The following is a 20,683-nucleotide window of genomic DNA, read 5'->3' as shown; positions in this document are numbered from 1 at the left end:
AGCACATCATGACCACAATACGTCACGGGTAGCCTGCGGCCAGTGCTCCGGTTGCATGCCATGGGTCTTGAACAAGGCCATGACGATGCGCTCCAGGCCAAAACCCAGGCAGGCGGTGTGCGCCAGTTCACCGTTTTGCTGATAAATTTCAAACAGCTTGCCGAAATGGTCCTGGTGATAATTGAAGGAGCAGACTGCAGTTGGCCTGGCTTCGGATATCACCGGCACCAGCACTTCAAACTTCAATTGCTGTTCACGCTGATTAGCGGCCAGCATGCGGCCGCCACGACCAAAGAAGGGGTCGGAAGCCACATCCGGATGCGCAGGCAAACCCAAAGACTTTAAAATATCCAGGCCGCGCTGCAACCAGGTATCACGCCAGGCAACCACCATCTCTGGCGTACCTACGCGCACAAACTCGCGCACGCGGAAAGACTGCATGCGGGTCGGCTCTGGCGAAGGCTCATTCCTGAATACCCAGTTTTGCATATCCACCAAACGCCCTTCAGCAGGGATGGTGCCGGTAAAACTGGGGTAGACCGGATAACAGGCAGCCGGCGTCAGGCAAACTGCCGTCATGGTTTGCAAATGCGTCCAGGGGCGGCCTTCATGCACGTTTTCTATCAATTCCTTGTGCTGCGCTTCGGTGCCGGTAAAGCTGAATATGGTACCGGCCAGTTGCGGAAAAGAATCCAGATATTCACTGCGTTCCAGTACCTTGCGATCCAGGCAGGGTGGGAAAGACATCCTGGTCGCGCCATCATTGACGGCCACACGACTGACATAATCATCGAAGCGGCGCAGTACATCTTCAAACACCGGGCCCCGGCCAAAAATACCCTGCACGCCAACAGGAATGATATGGCCAGCAGCAACCAGATCCTCTGTCAGCCCTTCGGGAGAAAAATCGATAGACATCGTGCGCCTTTCCTAATCGTCTTTCAGCACCAGCAGCAGGTTGGCATTGGTCGCCAGAATGCGGTCGTTACCAACCATGATGGCAGCCGAATGCGCATCACGCAAGTGCCGGCTCATGCTGAACTTGCTGTCGTTTTTATAGCCAAGTATGCCGCAGATGGACAATGCCTTGGTGACGATCTGTGGCAAGGCCTGGGTCGCATCTATCTTCAGATTATTCATCTTCAGTGAATACGCGATCGACGTCAGGGTTCCTACTGCTGCATCGTCGGCAACCGACAATTGTTCATATTCAGTCAGGCAGGCTTGTACCGATGTACGCAGGCTCTGCATCATGCTGACCAGTTCTGCCAGACGCAAAGCTGTCGGTGGCACAGTACCGGGATTGGCGCGGGCCTGGCCACGGACAAAAGCCCTGGCCTTGTTGACCGCCGCTGCGGCACAACCCATCCAGCAACCGCCCCACAATAAATGCGATACCGGCACTACGGTCTGTGCCGACATATCACCAAAGGGTGCATCTATGATCTGCGCCGCATCGCCACTGGATGTCATCAGGAAAGGCGGGCTGCAGGTGCCACGCATGCCCATGGTATCCCAGCCAGCTTTTTGTTCCAGCGTGTAATCAGCCTTACGTACCAGTATCAATGACTGGTCACTGTTTGCCGCTTCAGGATTGCGTCTGGCGGTCACCAGCAAATCATCGGCCTGCGCGCCATAAGAAATGGTGGTGGCATCCTTGATCAGCCTGAAGCGTTCGCCAGTCACTTCTACCGCGCAATTGCTACGACGCATTTCACCACCGACACCAACTTCCGAAGTCACCGATGCGATCAGGTATTGATGCGCGACCAGTTCACGCAGATAATTCCTGTACCAGTCACTATGCATGGCATGGCGCACGATACTGATGACCTGTATCTGATGCATGGCAAAAATCATTGCCGTCGCTGCACACTCACGCGCCAGAATTTCGACAATATCGACCAGTTCTGTCAGGCCAGCGCCACCGCCACCGAGTTCCACTGGTACATAGGCACTCAACAATTTTTCACGTTTCAGGGCATTCACGGCTTCAATGGGAAAACGGGCTTCCTTGTCCACAGCATCGGCATAGGGTGCTGTAAATTCTTTTGCCACCAGCCTGGCAGCCTGCCGCAGCGGGGATGAGGTATCCATGTCAGGCAGTCAATTCTTGTACGGCGGTGTGTATCGCATTGATGCTTTCAAACACACTGCGCTTCAGCATACGGTCCGGAAATTCGAGATCAAATGCATCTTCCAGCGCCAGCATGACATTCACACTCGCATGCGACGTCATTCCGGCTTCGTACAGGTCAGCATCGTCGTTCAGGGTATCCATATTGACGGCAAATTTGCCATGGTCTTGCAATACCTGACGGATTTTTTCCTTACTCATAAGCAAGCTTCCTTGTTCTAAAGATGTACCTCGTCCTGACATGCCTGTTCACACTTCCAAACAGCGATCAATAACAGGCAGGACGTGCATGATCATGCATGCCTGAAAATTAACAGCATAGCCGAATGCCCGTCAGGACGAAGTTAAATTTAGTTAAGTTTTTCTTATCGTGCGCCAAGGCAATATTGAGGCGATTACAGACGCAGCAAAGTGCAAAATAGCGCTTGCAGCACTGATCTGCATGGGCAAATCAGTAACTGCAATCAGGTTTTAAAAAAAGATTTATTTAGGATTTATTCAGGATTTATTTGGTGCGTACAATCAAGCTGCTGCTGGCATCTTCGCGATACGCATAGCCGACATGGCCTTTACGAATTTCGCCGATGAAAACCATGTTCTGGGCAATCGCTTCATGGTCATTTTTGGAGAACGGTTTCTTGTAGCGCGAAATCACGGTCGACGTGGCATCGTATTTCATGTCTTCCAGCGCAGCCTTTATTTTTTCACCTTCGGTGGCATTCGCCTGCATCAGCGCCAGGGTCAATATTCTCAGGGCATCATAGGTTTGTGCTGCAGCCACAGCCGAAGGGATGGATTTGACATTATTGAGGCGCAGATAGCTGGCCACAAAACTGCTGCTGCGGTTGCTGGCTTCATTTTCGATGAAGGTGACTGGCATACGTGCCCCTTCGGCATTATTGCCGGCCAGCTCCACAAAGCTGCGCTGTGACAGCGTCCAGGAACCGACCAGCGGCAGATTCAGCTTAGCCTTGCTGACACTGTTGGCCACCATCGCTGCTTCTGTACTGAGGCAATATAGGATGACGATCTGGGCACCGGCCTGTTTGGCGCGTGTCAATTGCGCCGTCATGTCCTGATCGCCGATCTTGAAGCTTTCTATGGCTACCGGTGTCATTTTGCGACGCTGCATTTCCGCCAGCAGACTGTCCTTGCCAAACTGGCCGTAAGGCGTTTCGTCATGCAATACCGCGACCTGGGTCAGCTTGCGTTTGTCGATGACGTCATTGAGTATCACCGCCGGTTGCAGATTGTCACTGGCCGCCAGGCGAAAAATAAAACTATTCTGAATGGCAGGCGGCATGTATTGCTTGGTCACTGCCGCACCTGTCGCGGCACTGATAATCAGCGGGATTTTCGCTTCCTGGAATATCTTGGCCGAAGGCAGCGCCACCCCGGTATTGGCAAAACCGACTACGGCCACGACCTTTTCTTTTTCTATCAACTCCTTGGCCAGTGCCACGCCGATATCCGGCTTGGCCTGGTCATCACGTTCCACCAGTTCTATACGCCGCCCCATGACGCCGCCTATCTGGTTGATATCGGCCAGAAACACCTGTGCACCACCGCGTATGCTTTCCCCCATGTCGGTGGACGATTTACCGGTGAACGGACCAATGATACCTATGCGTATCGGCGGTTCTTGCGCCTGCGCAGACAACGAAAGCAAAACCAGTATTCCAGCCAGAAGGGAAGAGCTAAGTCGCATGATGTCTCCAGAATGTTATATTCTTGCAGGCCCACGCAGAACTGCGCCAATTGCAATTTTGCGTAAGTCCAATCTTGTACTCGTTTGTTACATAAGATTTGATACTTAAGATTTAATACGTAAAATTTGATACAGAGAGGACCGGATACAAGCACGGCCGTCCGGAACGTATGACAGCGCACATACACATTTCACGCATGGTTACAAAATGAGTACGTAAAAGGTAGTTTGCCTCAGGATATACTGTCAATTGGATAAATTTCACTCTTGCTTACAATTTAACTGTGCTAGCTCAACCGGAATGGATATGGCAAAGCAGTTGCAAGAGTCATCGTACAAGTAGCCCATGCACCCTGTTCACCTCCTTCATCAGGCCGTTGACCTTATCGCGCAGGCAGATGCGCTGGTGATTGCTGCCGGGGCTGGCATGGGCGTTGATTCCGGCCTGCCGGATTTCCGTGGTACCGAGGGTTTCTGGAAAGCTTATCCGGCGCTTGGGCAGCAAGCCATTCCTTTTCATGAAATTGCCAGCCCGTCTGCTTTCCGGCGCCGCCCTGGCCAGGCCTGGGGGTTTTATGGCCACAGGCTGGCACTGTACCGGCAAACCCGGCCTCATAGCGGCTTCCAGATTATGCAGCAGTGGGCGCAAGGCATGCCTCATGGGCTATCTGTATTCACCAGCAATGTCGACGGACATTTCCAGTCGGCGGGCGTAGAGGCAGACAAGGTCTATGAATGCCACGGTTCCATCCATTATCTGCAGTGCCTGTTACCCTGTCGTGACAGCATATGGCCAGCAGATGATTTCCAGCCAGAGGTGGATACCGTCCAGTGCCAGTTGATGAATAAGGCACCGACCTGCCCCCATTGTGGCGGCATGGCCAGGCCGAATATTCTGATGTTTGATGACTGGGACTGGAATGACCAGCGCCAGCAGCAGCAACTCGCGCAGCAACAACGGTGGCTGGACCAGGTATCCCGCCCGCTGGTGATAGAGCTGGGCGCTGGCACGACCATCCCCTCGGTGCGCAACTTCAGCCATCGCGTGCTTTTGCAACACGGTGGCCGCCTGTTGCGCATCAATCTGCGTGAGCCACAAGTTGCCTTCGCCCAGGATGTAGGTCTGGCGATGGGAGCACTGGAGGCATTGACCGCCATTCAGGCACTGATGGACGCAGCGCTTTAGCTTCAGGCAATCTGCTGACCAGCCCGCCAGACACCCATGACGACAGGAATATCCTGCAACATGCGCACCCGGATAAAATCAGCCCGCAAGCCTGGAGTGATCGCGCCCCTGTCATGCAAATCCAGCGCCTGTGCCGGCGCACGGCTGATGGTGGCAACGGCCCTGGGCAGGCTGTATCCATCCTGCTGCAACATGAATGCTGCCTGCAACAGGCTGGCTGGCACATAGTCAGACGAGAGGATGTCCAGCAAATCATGCCTGGCCAGTTCAGATGCAGATACATTGCCTGAATGCGAGCCGCCACGCACGCGGTTAGGCGCACCCATGACGATAGACAGACCCTGCTGCCGCGCCGTTTGCGCCGCCAGCAGACTGGTCGGAAATTCGGAAATACTGATACCCTCTGCCACCCCTTCGTGCACATGTTCCGCCGTGGTATCGTCGTGCGATGCCAGCGGTATGGGGTGGGTCTGCTGCTGGCACAACTGCACCACCTGCTGACGGTTTTCTGCCACATGGCGTTCCTGGCGTTCGCGCAACAGGCCCAGCATCTGATCCACTTTCTGTTCACTCCAGCCACGCTTGCCGGTCACATAGACACGGTAATGGCTCAGGTCTGTCCATTGCCGCTGACCTGGCGTATGGTCCATCAGCGACACCAGTTTCAACCGTTCATCCCGTATGAAAGGCGTGAACATGGACAGCAAATTGGGTTCCGCCAGTTCCAGACGCATGTGCAGAAGATGTTCAGCAAGCAAAAAACCACCCTTTGCTGCTACCCGCAAGCCTTCTACACAGGGCAGCAGGCTTTGCATGCGTATGCTGTCGGGGTCAATATCACCGACGGATATGGCATCCAGCACGGTAGTAATACCGGCGGCGGCAATCTGGGCATCATGCGCCAAAATCGCTGGCATGACTGGCCAGGCGACTTTTGGACGCGGCATCAGGTGTTTTTCCAGATTATCGGTATGCAGCTCGACCAGTCCCGGCAACAGGAAATCGCCCTGCCAGTCTTCACCATGCAGACCATTGCTAGCAACATCACTGATCAGGCCCGCGCTGACTGCCATCGATCCGCTGAAAACAGCATCCGCAGTGACGATGCGGGCATTACGAATTGCCAATCCGGTTTCTGAAAAATTCATGATAATAAAAAGCAATTAATTACATACGTTACCTTATCATGATTTGCCGGGCGACTATCAAATCCATCATCTCGCTGTGGACCCAGGTAAACCGAAAAAATGCGTGTCCTCCAAGTAATAATCGCCTTGCGGCTCATAGCAGGGCGATAAAAAATCCCATGCCATTTATTGAAATTGAGCAATATTGTTTTGATTTTTTAACGAAATCTTGTTTTGCCATGCCACCGGAAATTCATACTTTGTCTTGCCCCCTGACTGTTAGAGTCGATTGACTAGGACGTGTTGACCTAGAACACCTCACGATGTCGCTCACCTAACAACAGGCGGAAAATATGATGCGTCAAATGCTGACTGGTTTTACTATATTGCTGTGCCTGTCCTTACCGCTTTACGCCCAGGCCGCCGACACGCTGGCGAAAATACGCAAGACCCAGACCCTGGTGATAGGCATACGCGAAACAGCGCCTTTTTCCTATACCGATGCAGACAAACAGCCACTCGGTTATTCGGTTGATCTTTGCCTGAAAGTGGCAGACGCCATCAAAAAAGAATTAAAGATGCCTGCCATGCAGCTGCAATTTTATCCCGTTGATTCTGCTACCCGTTTCAGCGCCCTGCTGGAAGACAAGATAGACCTGGAATGTGGCAGCACCACCAATAATGCAGAAAGACGCAAAAAGGTCGCCTTCACGATACCGCACTTTTTCTCTAGCGTGCGCGCCCTGGTCAAGACCGATAGCGGCATCAAGAACTGGTCACAATTGCGCAACCGCACCGTCGTCACCACCAAAAGCACCACCACCGTCAAGCTGCTGAATGACAGGAGCGACACGATTTCCCTCAACATCAAACTGGTAGAAGGCAATAGCGATCAGGAATCCTTCAAGATGGTGGAAGATAGCAAGGCCGATGCCTTTCCCATGGATGATGTCTTGCTGTACAGCCTGAGGGCAGAGTCCAAAGCCCCGGCAAGCTTTGCCATCATTGGTGAGCCCCTGTCGATAGAGCCGTATTCCATCATGATGCGCAAGGATGATCCCGGCTTCAAGAAAATCGTTGATAATGAGATGCTGAGACTCATCCACGAAGGTGAGATTTACCGTATTTATGAAAAATGGTTCATGAAAGCTATTCCTCCAAAAAATATCAACATGAATATGTCCATGGGCTTCCTGCTCAGGGATTCACTGCGTTTCCCGACGGATCAGGTGGGTGACTGATGCTGGCAAGGGTCGTGAAGGCATGACACGCTATGCCCTGTATTTTGCGCCAGAGAGCGACAACGCCTGGTGGCATGCCGGCAACCAATGGCTGGGACGCGACGCCGACGCCGCGCGCGATCTGCCGCAACCACCACTCGATGGCATCCAGCCAGATGTGCAGCACCAACTGACGCAAGATGCCCGCCGCTATGGTTTTCATGCAACACTGAAAGCCCCTTTCCATCTGGCATCCGGCTACACCGAAGCAGCACTACACCTGGCCCTGGAAGAATTTTGCCAGCAACTGGCTCCCGTCACAGGGCTGGCTCCAAGCGTGCAATGGATGGGCAATTTCCTGGCCCTGCGACCAACAAAAAATCAAACCGCGATCAATGAACTGGCCTTTGCCTGCGTCCAGCAATTTGACCGCTTTCGCGCCCCCATGAGCGCGGCAGACCTGGCCCGTCGCCAGCAACACCCGTTAAACGCCAGGCAGCAAGCCTTGCTGATGCAATGGGGTTACCCTTATACACAAGAGGAATTCCGCTTCCACATGACGCTGACCGACAGGCTGGAGCAAGGCCCACTGGCAGACCACTTCCACGCTGCAGCACAGGCGTATTTTGATCTGGATACACCACTCGACATCAACAGCATTGCTCTGTTCACCGAACCTCGGCCGGGTGCAGATTTTCAACTATCTGCGCGTTTTCCGTTTGGCCGCTATGCAGCCTGATAATGCAGCCTGATAAAGCAGGCTGATCTAACCATCTTACCTTCAAGAAAAATTCAGCATAAAATGACTGTACTCATTCCATAGACAGGAGTGAGTTCTGGTCTTCGAACCTGTTAACGATCTTACTTTTTCAGGAGCCTATGCATGTCCATCACTCCAGAGCAACTACAGGAATTGATGAAAGAAGTCGAACAGGAAGATCCCATCGATTTTGCCGATCTGCCTTTCGAAGAAGATGAATTACGCGCCATCACCGCCACCCATTTATGCGAGATGGCCGATGCCATGGAAAGCTTCAGCCAGGAAGACCGCCAGGTCACTCTGCTGGCTGTCGCCGCCAAGCTGGTGCTGGAAAACCTGGTACTGCATATACAACTGCTGCGCCAGCACGGCATCCCCCTGAGCGATCAGGTCAACAACCTGCTGCAAAACCTGAAGAAAAAATAAGCATGATGAATCCTTGCAGCCACACGTCAAGCGCCCATGCATAAGGACAGACACTTCCTGCTGATCCCCGGCTTCATGTGCGATGCCAGTTTGTGGCAATTGCTGTTACCAGCACTACAGCAACGCGGGCATGTGCAACTGGCAGACCTGAACCAGGGTGACAGCATAGAAAGCATGGCGCAACGCATACAGGCAACGACACCTGAACATGCGATCGTCATCGGCTTTTCGCTGGGTGGTTATGTGGCACGTCACCTGGCCTGGCGCTTGAGCACGCAGACTGTCGGTCCGGGGCCGACGGGTCTGGTGTTGCTGAATACCTCGGCACGTGCCAGTACCGAAGATGAAATACGCAGAAACCAGCAGCAAATCCACATGCTGGCCACTTACCCCTACAAGGGCCAGACCATGACGGCACTGCGCCGCGCCCTGCACCCGCTACGCCAGGACGATGCCGCCATGCTGGCGCATTTACAGGCCATGTCGGTGGCGCTGGGAAAAGAAGTTTTCCTGCGCCAGTTGGGCATACAAAGACTGGATGGACATCATGAACTGCCGCTGATACGCTGCCCCACCCTGGTGGTCGCCAGCAGGAACGACCAGATGCGCAGCCTGGAAGAATCTGAAAAACTGGCACACGGCCTGCCGCATACCGAACTGCAAATCATCGAAGACTGCGGCCACATGTCACCACTGGAAAAGGCATCAGAACTGATCGTCTTACTGGATAAATGGCTAAGCAGGAATACGCTGTAAACCAACTACTGCCAGACTGGCGCATGCTCACCCAGAACCGGTGCCGGCAGCTCAAAACGTGCAGGCGTGGCAGGCATTTTTTCCACCGGTGCGATGGCCTGTATCTGTCCGTATCCTGAAGTCGATGCCTGCAAAAAGCGAGCAATTTCTTCCGCACGCAATTCAGCGGCATGATCATGCAAACCGCGTCTGGGCATCTGTTGCAGCCAGCGTCCGGTCTGCGCCAGCGAAACCCTGACTTGCCAGCTACCTCCTTCGATAGCACGTTTTTGCAGCGCCAGCATGGTCGCATAAGCCAATAAATAACCAGTGGCATGATCCAGTGCCTGGAACGGCAACTTGCCGGGTGCAGTACCACCTGCTGACCGTCCTTCGGCATCGGCAATGCCACTGGCTGACTGTACCAGGCTATCAAAACCGCGCCTGTTTGCCCACGGGCCGACATGCCCGTAGGCCGACAGACTGACATGAATCAGGCCGGGTCGCATGGCACACAATTCCTCAACCGAATACCCAAGTTGTGCCAGAGAATTCGGACGATATGCCTGTATGAAAACATCGGCACCATTGATCAACTGATGCATTTGCTGCCGTCCTTCTGCCTGGCGAAAATCAATTTGTGCAGAACGTTTGCCACGGCCGGTATCCATCACCAGCGGCATGATGTTAGGTAGATGAGCAGCGCTGATGGCCAGCACCTCAGCCCCATGCTGTGCCAGTGTACGGGCACCGACCGGGGCCGCAATCACTCTGGATAAATCCAGTACGCGCACACCACTCAGGGGACGCTGCCCATCAGGCCGCAGGGGAATGACGGGGCCATCGGCCACTCTTCTGACTTCAAACAGGGGCAAATCTGTGATGGCTTGCGCCTGTGGATGGGCCAGCCATTCCTGTTCTGTGCGTATCATGGCGGCACACATGTTGGCTTGGGCCAATACCTGCTCCAGCTCTGCCGCTTGCCAGCCTAAAATTGCCCGGACAACTGCGGCGCGCTCTTCAACACATTGCAAGATCGTCAGCACCCCATCCCTGTGATGCGGAAAATTGGTATGCAACTGTATCCAGCGCCCATCTCCAGCCTGGTAATAACCGGCAATCTTGCTCCAGGGGTCTTCAGGTGCTTGTCCATTGACGCTGAGATAGCGGTCACTCTTGAACATGGCCAGCGCATGACGCCGGTCAACAGTGATGCTCTGGGCTTCACCACCGCGTGCCTGCCAAAGCTGCGCCGCCATCAAGGCTTGCACGGCAATCGTGGCCGACGCCACCTCCCCCACCTGAAACGTCGATGGCAATTGCGCTGTATCGCCACCAAATGTCAGTTGTGGCAAAGCCTCAGGCGCGCCGCCGCCCATTTGCCATAAGGATGCCAGTAATGCTTCTGCAGACATGATGTTCTCCCAATAGGAAATCAAATTAGTAGGACTTACGCAAAACCGCCCCAGCTGCGTTGCAGCTCCCGCATTTAGCAAGATTCGGTACTATTCGTACTGTCTTCGTCGCTGCGGTGTAGTCGGGGTTTCAGACAATATATTGTCTGCCGACGTAACGAACCTTCCCTGTAAGGGAGGTTTCCTAAAAGCGTTAGCCTTGCTGGGACGATTTTGCGTAAGTCCTATTTAGTAGACCATGCGATAATCTGCCCGATAATCTGATGCATGTGCTCATAGGTATGCATCCAGTCTAGGATCTGTATCACACTATGGTCAATCTTGATTCTGCCAATCAATATAAAAATTTATAGTGGAAAATCTTATCTCTGCCAGAGAAGCTGCACAGTTGCTGGGCATCAGCCTGCCCACGCTGTATTCCTATGTCAGCCGTGGCTTGCTGCAATCGCATCTGCATGAAGGGCAAAGAGCCAGGCGTTATCTGAAGGAAGAAGTGTTGCGCCTGCTGGTCCGCAATACCGACAGCAAGCGGGCGGGTAGTGCTGCCGAATCTGCCATAGACTGGGGTGTACCCATACTGGAATCAAAGATAACCCAGGTAAGCCATGGCAAGCTGTATTACCGTGGCCTGCCCGTAGATGATCTGGCACGCACACATACGCTGGAACAAACAGCGCTGATTTTGTGGGACAGCCATGCTACAACTGAATTGCAGGATATCCATTTAACCGGACTGGATACGCTGTGGCCCCAATTGATGGACTTGGGCGCAACCCTGTCGCCCTATGAAAGAGCCATCAGCGTGCTCCCTCTGCTGGCTGCAACAGTCAATCAGACCACAGACATCCACCCCCACCAGCACGCGTTGTTGTGGATGCACCTGACGGCCGCTGCATTGCTGGGTGTGAAACCCGACTATCAGCCATTTCACCACAAGCTGGCGACAGCCTGGCAACTGGATGCAAGCCAGGCAGACCTGCTGCGTGCTGCCCTGGTGGTCAGCGCTGATCATGAATTGAATGTATCCACCTTTACCGTGCGCTGTGTCGCTTCTGCCGGTGTCCATCTGGGTATGGCCCTGGTTGCCGGGCTGGCGGCACTATCTGGCCCCAAGCATGGCGGCGAAAGCCTGCGTGTCGGCAGCATGGTAAGGGCTGGGCTGGCAATTGGGCCGCAGGGCATGCCGGAGTTCCTGCAACAGCGTCTGCATAAGCATGATGCCAGCCATCATTTTTCACCACGGCTGCCAGGCTTTGGTCATCCGCTTTATCCGGATGGTGACCCGCGTGGAGCCTTGTTGATGAGCATGCTCGACAAAAAAACACATGCCAGCTTGTTTGATCTGGCCGATGCGGCACAAGACCTGACCGGCCAGGCACTGAATATCGACTATGCGCTGGTCGCAGTCGAAATTGCCTGCAGGCTGCCAAAAGGTGCGGCCCAGATCCTGTTTGCCCTGGGCCGCACGGCAGGCTGGATAGCCCATGCCATGGAACAGGTGGCAGAAGGCCAGTTGATACGCCCACGTGCCAGGTATGTGGGCAAATTTCCCGATACAAAATCAGTTTAAATCAGGCTTCGGTATTAAGTTTCGGTATCTGGCGTATAAGCCAGAATATCGCCGGGCTGGCATTCCAGCACCTGGCAAATTCTTTCCAGCGTATCAAAACGTATGGCCTTGGCTTTGCCCGTCTTCAATACAGATAAATTTTGTGGCGTGATATCCACCAGCTCAGCCAGCGTATTCAAACGCATCTTGCGCTGGGCCAGTACCACATCCAGATTGACAGTAATCGGCATATGCGTCCTCAGATGGTCAGTTCAGCTTCTTCATTGAGGTCTACACCTATTTCCAGCGACCACAGCAGTAACAGGAAAAATCCTATCCAAACCAGCTGATCTATGGTGCCACCAATAAAACGACCTACTTCACGTGAGCCACCTAGATCCGGGTTGAGGCAACTCAAAATGATAGACAGAAAATCTATACAAATGCCTCCGCCAACAAGAATCAGATTGAAGTTAAACACCTTTTTTGCATGAAAAACCGCCTTTTTGTTAAAAATCTCTCCTTCGTAAAAACAAGTCAAGAGCTGATTAGTATGGATAAGTATAAATTCGATCATGGCAAAAAAGCTGACAACAGCAATGACAGATATCACTTTCAATTCCACTGTCATGCCACTCAACAGCAATGCGAAATATCCTCCGTCTTGTACCGTGGATTTCACCAGAAATCCTGTCAGCGTTAAATCTCCTATAGGCCCGAATGCAATCATCAAAGATAAAACAAATCCGCCACCGCCAGTCATAAACATCATGGCAACCACAAGAAATAAAAAATACCTGCTCAGCTTACGGATATTGGCAATCCTGGCATGTTTCTGAACTTGCATTTGTAGCCCCTGGTTGAATTAAAGTGACTCAATTCTAAAGCCATGAATTTCGAAATGCAATAGTTATTTATCGATTATCGATAAATAAATATCGATAATAATTTCATAGACTTTTAAGCAGCGGACGCAAAAAGGGCTGCATAACGCAGCCCATTCTCAAAAAAACAGCACTCAGGTTACCAGGCGTATGCCGCCTTCGCATAGTAGTAACGACCATTAAAGCCATACGGCGAGAAGGTACTGTACGCCAGGGTACCACCAGAATTCAGATTGCCTGCCGAAGTCACCTGATCTGGATATTTGTCCGTCAGGTTATCCACGCCGGCACTGATAGTCCATTTGCCCAGCTTCAGGCTGGCGGCGACATCCAGCACCAGGTTGGCACTATAAGTCTGATCCAGGGTCACGTTATTTTGTGGTGAGACAAAACTGCCATAGCGTGTTGCCAGGCCATGGATGGTCCAGTTGTTGAAGCCATAGTCAGCCGCAATACTGAATTTGTCTTTCGGTGTCGCCAAAGTCGCGCGGTTGACGGTTTGCCTGTCTATCAGCAAGAGATTGTTTTGCGTCAATATCGCCGGATTATCTGCCACCCGCTTCACTGATGTGTCATTGTGATTATAGGCGACGGTAAAACCCAGTTTGTCTGAACCCGACAAAGGAATTTGATACGAACCGACGACATCCACACCACGGGTCTGTGTATCTAGTGCATTGGTGAAATAACGCGCCGCACCGACCAGCACCCCTTGCTTGGCCAGCACACTTTGCAAGGCTGCAGGCAAAATCAGGTTGCCGGAATACAGGATGCGCTTATCAATATCGATCTGATAGGCATCAATACTCAGTGAGGCATTTTTCACAGGCTGCAATACCGCACCCAGACTGTAGTTGCGTGATTTTTCTGCTTCCAGCGGTATCGCCCCCAAAGCCTTGGCGGCAGCAGTGGCAACGCCAAAGGTTCCGGTATCCACCAGTTGCGATGTGCCATTGATGTTGATCAGATTAGTGGTGGAAATCGTATAATTTTGCTGTGCCAGTGAAGGTGCGCGAAAACCATTCGATACGGCTGCGCGTAATGCAAATTCCTTGGTGAATTCAAACCGGCCAGACAGCTTGCCCGAAGTCACGCTGCCAAAATCGCTGTAGTTTTCATGTCGCAAAGCGACCGAAGCACTCAGTTGCTTGGTCAGTTCCGCTTCGATATTGGCATAAATCGATGCGCTGTGACGGCTGAAACTGCCCGCATTCGAAGGCTGGAAACCAGAGAAGCCCTGCGCGCCGCTACCGAAATAAGAATTCGCTTCACCAGCACCGATTTCATACTGGTCACGCCGGTATTCAGCACCAAGCGCCAGTGTCAGCGGATTCGCCAGGCCGGCAAACTCTATCTCTCTCGCCACATCAAAATTTGCCAGCGTCTGGGTATTTTTCAGTTTGCCGGCGTAAAAACGCGTTGGGCTGGTGGCTCCCAAACTCAGGTTCACGGTATTGGTGACATCCAGGCTGAATTCGCTGGAGCCATAATTGACGCTGGCATCCCAGCGCCAGCCATCGGTGCGCCCCTTGATGCCGCCCACCACCGATACATCGGTATTCGTCGCGGCTTCATTCGGCAAGAAACCATTTGGATACAGCGTTGTGCGCAAAGTCGTGCCGGTGGTGGTGGTGTAAGCGGTGCGCCAGGTCGCCGCAGCATCGGTATTGCGACGGCTGTAGTTGGCAAAGCCATACAGCTCAAGATCTGCCGCCAGTGCCAGCGCAGCATTCACACCCAGATTGGTTTGTTGCAATTTGGGATCGCCCTGCACCTGGGTGACTCTGCCGTATAAAGGTTCGAGTGGATTACGGAAATCGGCACCGGCGCGATTGGTTTCATTTTGATTGCGCTGCTCTGCAGTAAAACGTGCCCAGCCCTTGTCACCTAAAGCCGCACCAAAGTTGGCGCTCAGGCTGCCTTGCGTACCGTCGCGCTTGCTGTATTGACCGCCGCCGACCTGGACTTCGCCACCATCTGCCCCTTTTTTCAGGATGATGTTGATGACGCCAGCAATCGCATCCGAGCCATATTGTGCTGCCGCACCATCACGCAAAACTTCTATCTTGTCGATGGAACTGATGGGGATGGTATTCAGATCGGCAGGCGAAGAACCACGCCCTGCGGTGCCATTCACATTCACCACCGCCGAGGTATGCCAGCGCTTGCCATTCACCAGTACCAGTGTCTGGTCCGGCGACAGGCCGCGCAATTGTGCAGGGCGACTGGCCGACGTACCGTCGGCCACTGCCGGACGCGGGAAGTTCAGTGAAGGTAGCAAACGGCTCAATACCGCCGCCAGCTCGCCAGAGCCAGTAGATTGCAAATCCTTGGATGTCAGGATATCGATCGGTGCTTCAGAATCCGACACAGTGCGCTTGATGCTACGTGTACCGGTCACAATAACGGTATCTGACTGAGGCGGGATGATTTCTTGTGCCTCGACAGAAAAAGCTGAAAAGGTAGAAACGATTGCTGCCACCAATACTGCATTACGTCGCTTGGGTAAAAACAGGTTTGTAGCTATGTTCATACGGGATCTCTTTCTATGCTAATGAGCTTTAAGTTGAACCGATATTACTTCCTTGGGCATAGACGACAAACGATTGTTTTCAGTTAAAAGCATGAAAAAATCATATAAGGCAAAAACTGTTTATCTGGTTTGCTACTTTAGTTGTTACTAAGTTGCCGCTTGGTTTTCCGCTTATCCAGCAAACCGTACAGGGATTCTTTCCAGCAAACCGCTGCCATACACTTCATCGGATTTCATGCTATCAAGATGGATATAACCTATGTGACAGTGGCAAGTCGCTTTGGTGCAGGCTTCCTTCTTCAGCATGCTGGCCAGCGGGTCGGTAAAAATATTGCCCTTCCTGGTCTTGATGAAGTGGCAGCGAAACAGGTCACCATTGCCTTCTATGGACACCACCTCATCCCCCGCCTTGCAGGCTTTGCCCATGCTGTCATACCAGGGCAGGTTCAGCCTGAACAAGTGATCGATATTTTCCAGAAAGGCGATTTCTGCCTCACTATAGTAATCAGCTTCACGCTTGTAGGCGTTGATCCACATATAGATATCTTGTGGCAGGCGCTGGCGCAAGGCGGTGATGTGCGGGAAATGCTGCTTCAGTCCCACCACACCGACACTGTGACGAATATGCATGGCACTGAGGGCATTCGATTTCTCGACGAATTTATTTTCGCTGACAAAATCCGGATGATAGGTCGTCCACAAAGCTGTGGTCTGCGGATTGCAACGTGATAACCATTGCGGGTTCCAGGCCAGATTGGTCTGTGCCACCACTTTGCGCACATACGGTAAATGCGACAAACGTATCACTGCTTCCTGATACCATTTACGCACCAGGGCTTCACCATAGGGCGTAATAAAAATTTCCATGGGATAGTCGGCACTGCTGTTGTGCTCTACCCAGGTGACAAATCTGTCCAGATCTTTTTTATCCAGCGCCTGCATTTCCCTGCTGTTCTTTTCTTTGGCGAAGGGGCAGTATTCACAACTGTAGTTGCAATCAGTCAGGTGCCCGCGATAAATCACTTTCAGGCTCATCTTGGTACATACTCCTGCATTTTGTGCTTGACCTCTGGTGAAATAAACCAGTGACCGATGAGGTCAGAGTACGCCATGCCATCCCCATGCAATTGCATGCGACCCGCCTGTTCTTGCGCCAATCCAATTTCCATAAGAGTAGCCAATTCAGGGAAATCGGCATGCACCGTCTTCCCAAACAGGGACTGATAATGTGCCTCATCCAATCCTTCGATCTTCAATAGTGACTTGATCAGGTAACGCCGCTTTCTGTCATCTTCAGACAGGCGAATACCATAGCCCGCCGTCATGAAGTCGGCACGTTCCTTGGCCACATAATCATTGATGATGGCTGCCACATTCGGTTTGGATACCGCATATTCTGTCGAATAATGCACGTCTGTGGTGTAGGAACGGGCATTGGTACCCAGCCCTATCATGCCATCTTCCTGGCATGAATATTCTGAGCTTTCACGCAAGCCGGCAACTGGCCGCCGAAACAGGCGCATCGAATCCTGGACATAGCCATGTGCCTGCAAAAATTCTCGCCCTATGCGATACAGTGTGCTGCGCAGATCTTCGGCCTGGGTATTGCCGTGCTTTTTGAACAGTGTCGTCAAAGGGCGCACGTAGAGGGGGTACAGAAATATTTCCGTTGGCTGGAATTGCACGGCCTTTTCCAGCGATGCCAGCCAGGTTTCCGGCGTTTGCCCCGGGATGCCATAAATCAGATCCAGATTGAAAATCGGGAACTGGTAACTGTTGATTTTTTCCAGCAGCGGTTCCATCACCGCTTCTGGCTGTACACGACCGACTGAACGCGCTTCGGCATCGATAAAGCTTTGTATACCTATGCTGATGCGCTGCACACCATGCTGTGACAGGCAAGAGAGTTTCTCATCGTTGATGGTGTCAGGAGAAATCTCAAACGAGCCTGGCGTATTTTTCAAATCCAGCCCCAGGGTGTTGGTATAGACTGAAAATAATTTCTCCAACTGCCCTACTTCCAGGTGGCTGGGCGTGCCGCCACCAATCGCATACCCGGCAAAGGCGAACTCGCCCAGAGTGTCTCGCGCCACTTCGGCTTCCAGTTGCACTTTTTTTAGATACAGGCTGACCAGATCTTCTTGCGGATTGGAAACCGTAAACAAATTACAGAACGCGCATTTCATGCGGCAAAAAGGAATATGCGTGTACAAATATAGCGAACTCTTTTTTTCCGGTGCCCACAGGGTTTTCAAATCCAGCTTTTGCTCGAATGGCCGGTAGGCCGTCTTGTGCGGATACGAATACAGATAGCTTTGAAAGCGATTGCTTTCTTCCAGATAACGACGAAAGCTCGCGCCAACATCAGTCATGGCAAGCTCCCTTGTGGCAACAAGAAATCGGCATAGGGAATGGTCCAGACTTTTTCATGTCCCAGACGGTGTCCTGTATAACCGTCTTCACCATAGGTCGTGCCATGATCGGAACTGAGTATCACAAAGCTGTCGCCACGTTGATTGAGTGCCTGGAACAAGGGTGGCAACTGGCTATCAATATAGCGCAACGCAGCAGCATGGCTTGCCAGGCTATCGCCAGCAGAGCCCGGCAGGTAATGACAGTTGGGTTGATGCAGCGCGGATAAATTCATAAATAAAAAAACTTTTTCCCGGGGTTTTTGTTGCAATAGATGGATAGCAAACTCAACCTGATGCCTGGTTGATTCAGGATCAGTGACACCAAATTCAGGCTGCCAGTAACTTTCCTGGAAAAGATTGGGCAAGACACAGGACAGTGGATTTTGTTTTTTAAAAAAGCCGACACCACCAATACAAATGGTGCGATACCCCAATCCGGCAAAACCTGCGACGATGTCCGGTGTATCGAAAGCATAGCTGTGCTCACCGGTGGTTTCACTGCCGGCAAACTGCAGAGAAAACAATCTTTCATGCACCCCTGGACGCGCCGGTGTCGGCAGAAAGCCAGCAAAAAAAGCACAGTGCGATGCATAGGTGAAGGACCCCGGCGCATGGCGCTCTTCCCAGCCGTTGGGCAATATGCTGGCCAGAAAAGGCAGGTGCCCTGCCGCATGTTCGGCCTGCGCGACATCGTAACGCAGGGTATCAAAAGTGATGAAAAGGAAGTTGGCCTTGCCAACCAGCGCATTCATATCCAGCATATCCGGCATATTCGTCCTAGCCAAACTGTTTTTCATATCAGACATGTCAGCGCCTCCTCCAGTTCGTGGATGCCGGTGATTTCCCGGTCAGGCCGTGCGGGTACCTGTATCTTGCCAGGATTGACGAAAACGGTTTTCAACTGCAAAGCCATGGCGGGCTGCATATCGTTGAGGTAATCATCCCCTATCATGACAACCCCGGCCTGTCTGCAATAGACTAGTGCATGCGAGTACAGTCTCAGGTCAGGCTTGTCATAGCCGACTTCGGCAGAAATAAAGATATGTTCAAAAAAATGCGTAAGCCCTGCACTATGCAGCTTGCGGCCTTGCATGCTGGCAGAACCATTGGAAATAATCATGAGCTGATATTGTGCCGAGAGTCGTTCCAGCATATTACCCAGCAACTTATCTGCTTGCACAAAATCCGGCAGTGTCATGTGGTCTGCCCACAAAGTATCCGCCGTATAAGAAAGACCGGGAAAGCGGTGCAACAAAGCCTGGCAAAACAGCTTGCGATCTTTTCTTCCATGGCAATCAAGGGCCAGGATATCCTCCCTTGCACGTGCTGCATCTTCGTCTGCAAACGCGCCCTGGTTCCTTTCCATGAAGTCCTGCAAATAGAGGGTGAACGCAGCATCCCTGTCTATCAGGGTATTGTCGATATCAAACAGCAGGCTGGCTTTTTCAGTGTTCGCCATGCTCACCTGCCTGCCGTCTGAGGACAGCATTGATTTCCGCAAGATAGGTGTTTTCTGCATCGTGCAACAGATTCGGCAATAAATCGCCAAAGGCATTGGCCTCCAGCAGCACCGGTGGCTGTCCATCCCTGGGCAGCAATATGTCCAGTCCTGCATACAGGGATAGTGGAAAAGCCTGCATGGTGTTTTCTACCAGCGTATCGATGTCTTTCCAGGTTACTGATGACAATTCCAGTTCATCCACTGCACAGCGCTGATTACCAAGGTGCAAATTGGTCATGGGGCCACGGCTCAATCTGGCAATAGCGTGACGCCGCTTGCCGGCTATACCCATGACCCGCAAATCGTAAGAACTACCTTCATGACTGGCCTTGGGTATCCAGCGCTCTGTCAAAGCACCTTGCGCAAACAGAAAATCCAGCACGGTCCGTATAGTGTCGCGCGCAGTATATTTTTTAACTTTCAGGGAATTGTAAAACCGCTCGCCATGCGTGCCACTCATGCCACTCATGCCATTCATCCCATGCACGACTTCCACCGTAGAATAAGCCTGTTCGCGGCCATTGCTTTTATTGTATTCATAAGCCACCACACCAGACGCTGACGAACTTGAATTCAGCTTGATGAAGAAACGGCTGGCTTGTTGCTTTTCCACGAATGCAAAAAATTCGTCATAGCAGGAAAACACCGGACAGGCTGGCAAGGTATACGCTTGCAACAATTGCTTGCATAGCGGTTTGTTGAACATGCTGACGATATCTGCCGGGTGATTAAACCAGTCCACTTTTCCTGCACGCTGGGCAATCGATGTCATCAATTGAGAAAAACCCTGAAACCATAATCGCGGATGATAGATTCTGCCGCGCTCGTCTTCCAGCGCCAGCGCATTTTCCAGACCACCCAAAGCGAGTATTCTTTTTTCCACTTCAAAGTTTTCACCGGGTGACTCTATCCTGACGGTGCATGCTTTCGCCAATACCTCGTCCAGCATGCAAATATCATTCAATACATCCAGATAAGGAATGACCAGGGCCGGCTCCAGCCCTGCGTCCTGCAATGCTTCCTGAAAAAAACGCACACGTCTGTTTTCAGGATTGCCTATCAGCACAAATGAAGAAAACTTGCGCATC

Annotated in this window: 20 protein-coding genes; 6 read left to right on the top strand and 14 right to left on the bottom strand. The window is 52.3% G+C overall.

Going from position 1 to position 20,683, the window contains the following annotated elements; translation table 11 throughout:
• Positions 1–6: 6 nt before the first annotated feature.
• The 4 genes from ACO0LM_RS06665 to ACO0LM_RS06650 form a co-directional block, all read right to left on the bottom strand.
• Entirely contained in the window at positions 7–918 is a 912-nt protein-coding gene (locus ACO0LM_RS06665) for an amino acid--[acyl-carrier-protein] ligase (protein WP_423035474.1), read from the bottom strand.
• Between the two features lie 12 nt (positions 919–930).
• Positions 931–2,097, bottom strand: coding sequence for an acyl-CoA dehydrogenase family protein (locus ACO0LM_RS06660; protein ID WP_423035472.1), 1,167 nt, complete (start codon positions 2,095–2,097; stop codon positions 931–933).
• A gap of 1 nt (position 2,098) precedes the next feature.
• Positions 2,099–2,338, bottom strand: coding sequence for an acyl carrier protein (locus tag ACO0LM_RS06655; RefSeq protein ID WP_423035470.1), 240 nt, complete (start codon positions 2,336–2,338; stop codon positions 2,099–2,101).
• 304 nt (positions 2,339–2,642) lie between these two features.
• Entirely contained in the window at positions 2,643–3,845 is a 1,203-nt protein-coding gene (locus ACO0LM_RS06650) for an ABC transporter substrate-binding protein (protein WP_423035468.1), read from the bottom strand.
• Positions 3,846–4,191: 346 nt separating this feature from the next.
• On the opposite strand from ACO0LM_RS06650, the gene ACO0LM_RS06645 reads away from it, so the two are divergent.
• Positions 4,192–5,031, top strand: a complete 840-nt coding sequence (locus ACO0LM_RS06645) for an SIR2 family NAD-dependent protein deacylase (RefSeq protein ID WP_423035466.1) — start codon at positions 4,192–4,194, stop codon at positions 5,029–5,031.
• A 2-nt stretch (positions 5,032–5,033) separates the two neighbouring features.
• On the opposite strand, the gene ACO0LM_RS06640 is transcribed toward ACO0LM_RS06645, so the two are convergent.
• Positions 5,034–6,179 carry an alpha-D-ribose 1-methylphosphonate 5-triphosphate diphosphatase gene (locus ACO0LM_RS06640; RefSeq protein WP_423035464.1) on the bottom strand — a complete coding sequence of 382 codons (1,146 nt, stop codon included), beginning with the start codon at positions 6,177–6,179 and terminating at the stop codon, positions 5,034–5,036.
• A 332-nt stretch (positions 6,180–6,511) separates the two neighbouring features.
• Between ACO0LM_RS06640 and ACO0LM_RS06635 the strand changes: the two genes are divergently transcribed.
• From ACO0LM_RS06635 to ACO0LM_RS06620, 4 genes are all read left to right on the top strand, one after another.
• Positions 6,512–7,399 (top strand): amino acid ABC transporter substrate-binding protein, encoded by an 888-nt coding sequence (locus ACO0LM_RS06635; protein WP_423035462.1) that lies wholly within the window; start codon positions 6,512–6,514, stop codon positions 7,397–7,399.
• A complete protein-coding gene (locus tag ACO0LM_RS06630; protein ID WP_423035460.1) occupies positions 7,392–8,117 on the top strand; it encodes a DUF1045 domain-containing protein in 726 nt (241 codons plus the stop codon). Before ACO0LM_RS06635 ends, ACO0LM_RS06630 begins: the two co-directional genes overlap by 8 nt.
• Positions 8,118–8,261: 144 nt before the next feature.
• A complete protein-coding gene (locus ACO0LM_RS06625; RefSeq protein WP_422983606.1) occupies positions 8,262–8,564 on the top strand; it encodes a hypothetical protein in 303 nt (100 codons plus the stop codon).
• 36 nt (positions 8,565–8,600) lie between these two features.
• Positions 8,601–9,320, top strand: coding sequence for an alpha/beta fold hydrolase (locus ACO0LM_RS06620; RefSeq protein WP_423035458.1), 720 nt, complete (start codon positions 8,601–8,603; stop codon positions 9,318–9,320).
• Positions 9,321–9,325: 5 nt separating this feature from the next.
• Here the strand turns inward: ACO0LM_RS06620 and ACO0LM_RS06615 are convergent, their stop codons facing one another.
• Entirely contained in the window at positions 9,326–10,714 is a 1,389-nt protein-coding gene (locus ACO0LM_RS06615; RefSeq protein WP_423035456.1) for a CoA transferase, read from the bottom strand.
• A 352-nt stretch (positions 10,715–11,066) separates the two neighbouring features.
• Here ACO0LM_RS06615 and ACO0LM_RS06610 point away from each other — a divergent pair, with 352 nt between their 5' ends.
• The gene (locus tag ACO0LM_RS06610) at positions 11,067–12,284 is read left to right on the top strand and encodes a citrate/2-methylcitrate synthase (protein ID WP_423035454.1); all 1,218 of its coding nucleotides are present in this window, start codon (positions 11,067–11,069) and stop codon (positions 12,282–12,284) included.
• A gap of 14 nt (positions 12,285–12,298) precedes the next feature.
• Here ACO0LM_RS06610 and ACO0LM_RS06605 read toward each other — a convergent pair whose 3' ends face one another.
• The 8 genes from ACO0LM_RS06605 to ACO0LM_RS06570 form a co-directional block, all read right to left on the bottom strand.
• The gene (locus tag ACO0LM_RS06605) at positions 12,299–12,514 is read right to left on the bottom strand and encodes a helix-turn-helix domain-containing protein (protein WP_423035452.1); all 216 of its coding nucleotides are present in this window, start codon (positions 12,512–12,514) and stop codon (positions 12,299–12,301) included.
• Positions 12,515–12,522: 8 nt separating this feature from the next.
• Complete coding sequence (locus tag ACO0LM_RS06600) at positions 12,523–13,110, bottom strand: hypothetical protein (protein ID WP_423035450.1); 588 nt, start codon at positions 13,108–13,110, stop codon at positions 12,523–12,525.
• Between the two features lie 176 nt (positions 13,111–13,286).
• Positions 13,287–15,680: a TonB-dependent receptor plug domain-containing protein gene (locus ACO0LM_RS06595; RefSeq protein ID WP_423035448.1), complete on the bottom strand. Its 2,394-nt coding sequence runs from the start codon at positions 15,678–15,680 to the stop codon at positions 13,287–13,289.
• Between the two features lie 171 nt (positions 15,681–15,851).
• Positions 15,852–16,715 (bottom strand): STM4011 family radical SAM protein, encoded by an 864-nt coding sequence (locus ACO0LM_RS06590; protein ID WP_423035446.1) that lies wholly within the window; start codon positions 16,713–16,715, stop codon positions 15,852–15,854.
• Positions 16,712–18,052, bottom strand: a complete 1,341-nt coding sequence (locus tag ACO0LM_RS06585; protein ID WP_423035444.1) for an STM4012 family radical SAM protein — start codon at positions 18,050–18,052, stop codon at positions 16,712–16,714. The genes ACO0LM_RS06590 and ACO0LM_RS06585 overlap by 4 nt, the downstream gene beginning before the upstream one ends.
• Positions 18,049–18,900: an STM4013/SEN3800 family hydrolase gene (locus ACO0LM_RS06580; protein ID WP_423035442.1), complete on the bottom strand. Its 852-nt coding sequence runs from the start codon at positions 18,898–18,900 to the stop codon at positions 18,049–18,051. Before ACO0LM_RS06580 ends, ACO0LM_RS06585 begins: the two co-directional genes overlap by 4 nt.
• Complete coding sequence (locus tag ACO0LM_RS06575) at positions 18,888–19,553, bottom strand: HAD family hydrolase (protein ID WP_423035440.1); 666 nt, start codon at positions 19,551–19,553, stop codon at positions 18,888–18,890. Before ACO0LM_RS06575 ends, ACO0LM_RS06580 begins: the two co-directional genes overlap by 13 nt.
• The gene (locus ACO0LM_RS06570; RefSeq protein WP_423035438.1) at positions 19,540–20,682 is read right to left on the bottom strand and encodes an STM4014 family protein; all 1,143 of its coding nucleotides are present in this window, start codon (positions 20,680–20,682) and stop codon (positions 19,540–19,542) included. The genes ACO0LM_RS06575 and ACO0LM_RS06570 overlap by 14 nt, the downstream gene beginning before the upstream one ends.
• Position 20,683 lies beyond the last annotated feature (1 nt).

This window comes from Undibacterium sp. Di26W (assembly GCF_049340265.1).
Taxonomy (GTDB): domain Bacteria; phylum Pseudomonadota; class Gammaproteobacteria; order Burkholderiales; family Burkholderiaceae_D; genus Undibacterium.
The sequence above is the reverse complement of the archived record's forward strand: the minus strand, read 5'-3'. Positions and strand labels throughout refer to the sequence as shown.

Excerpts from the sequence above, each read along its gene's own strand:
- ACO0LM_RS06585 (WP_423035444.1), bottom strand. The coding sequence starts at position 18,052 with ATGACTGATGTTGGCGCGAGCTTTCGTCGTTATCTGGAAGAAAGCAAT.
- ACO0LM_RS06650 (WP_423035468.1), bottom strand. The coding sequence starts at position 3,845 with ATGCGACTTAGCTCTTCCCTTCTGGCTGGAATACTGGTTTTGCTTTCG.
- ACO0LM_RS06635 (WP_423035462.1), top strand. The coding sequence starts at position 6,512 with ATGATGCGTCAAATGCTGACTGGTTTTACTATATTGCTGTGCCTGTCC.
- ACO0LM_RS06605 (WP_423035452.1), bottom strand. The coding sequence starts at position 12,514 with ATGCCGATTACTGTCAATCTGGATGTGGTACTGGCCCAGCGCAAGATG.
- ACO0LM_RS06595 (WP_423035448.1), bottom strand. The coding sequence starts at position 15,680 with ATGAACATAGCTACAAACCTGTTTTTACCCAAGCGACGTAATGCAGTA.
- ACO0LM_RS06665 (WP_423035474.1), bottom strand. The coding sequence starts at position 918 with ATGTCTATCGATTTTTCTCCCGAAGGGCTGACAGAGGATCTGGTTGCT.
- ACO0LM_RS06575 (WP_423035440.1), bottom strand. The coding sequence starts at position 19,553 with ATGGCGAACACTGAAAAAGCCAGCCTGCTGTTTGATATCGACAATACC.
- ACO0LM_RS06580 (WP_423035442.1), bottom strand. The coding sequence starts at position 18,900 with ATGTCTGATATGAAAAACAGTTTGGCTAGGACGAATATGCCGGATATG.
- ACO0LM_RS06600 (WP_423035450.1), bottom strand. The coding sequence starts at position 13,110 with ATGCAAGTTCAGAAACATGCCAGGATTGCCAATATCCGTAAGCTGAGC.
- ACO0LM_RS06625 (WP_422983606.1), top strand. The coding sequence starts at position 8,262 with ATGTCCATCACTCCAGAGCAACTACAGGAATTGATGAAAGAAGTCGAA.
- ACO0LM_RS06570 (WP_423035438.1), bottom strand. The coding sequence starts at position 20,682 with ATGCGCAAGTTTTCTTCATTTGTGCTGATAGGCAATCCTGAAAACAGA.
- ACO0LM_RS06645 (WP_423035466.1), top strand. The coding sequence starts at position 4,192 with ATGCACCCTGTTCACCTCCTTCATCAGGCCGTTGACCTTATCGCGCAG.
- ACO0LM_RS06660 (WP_423035472.1), bottom strand. The coding sequence starts at position 2,097 with ATGGATACCTCATCCCCGCTGCGGCAGGCTGCCAGGCTGGTGGCAAAA.
- ACO0LM_RS06640 (WP_423035464.1), bottom strand. The coding sequence starts at position 6,179 with ATGAATTTTTCAGAAACCGGATTGGCAATTCGTAATGCCCGCATCGTC.
- ACO0LM_RS06655 (WP_423035470.1), bottom strand. The coding sequence starts at position 2,338 with ATGAGTAAGGAAAAAATCCGTCAGGTATTGCAAGACCATGGCAAATTT.
- ACO0LM_RS06620 (WP_423035458.1), top strand. The coding sequence starts at position 8,601 with ATGCATAAGGACAGACACTTCCTGCTGATCCCCGGCTTCATGTGCGAT.
- ACO0LM_RS06615 (WP_423035456.1), bottom strand. The coding sequence starts at position 10,714 with ATGTCTGCAGAAGCATTACTGGCATCCTTATGGCAAATGGGCGGCGGC.
- ACO0LM_RS06590 (WP_423035446.1), bottom strand. The coding sequence starts at position 16,715 with ATGAGCCTGAAAGTGATTTATCGCGGGCACCTGACTGATTGCAACTAC.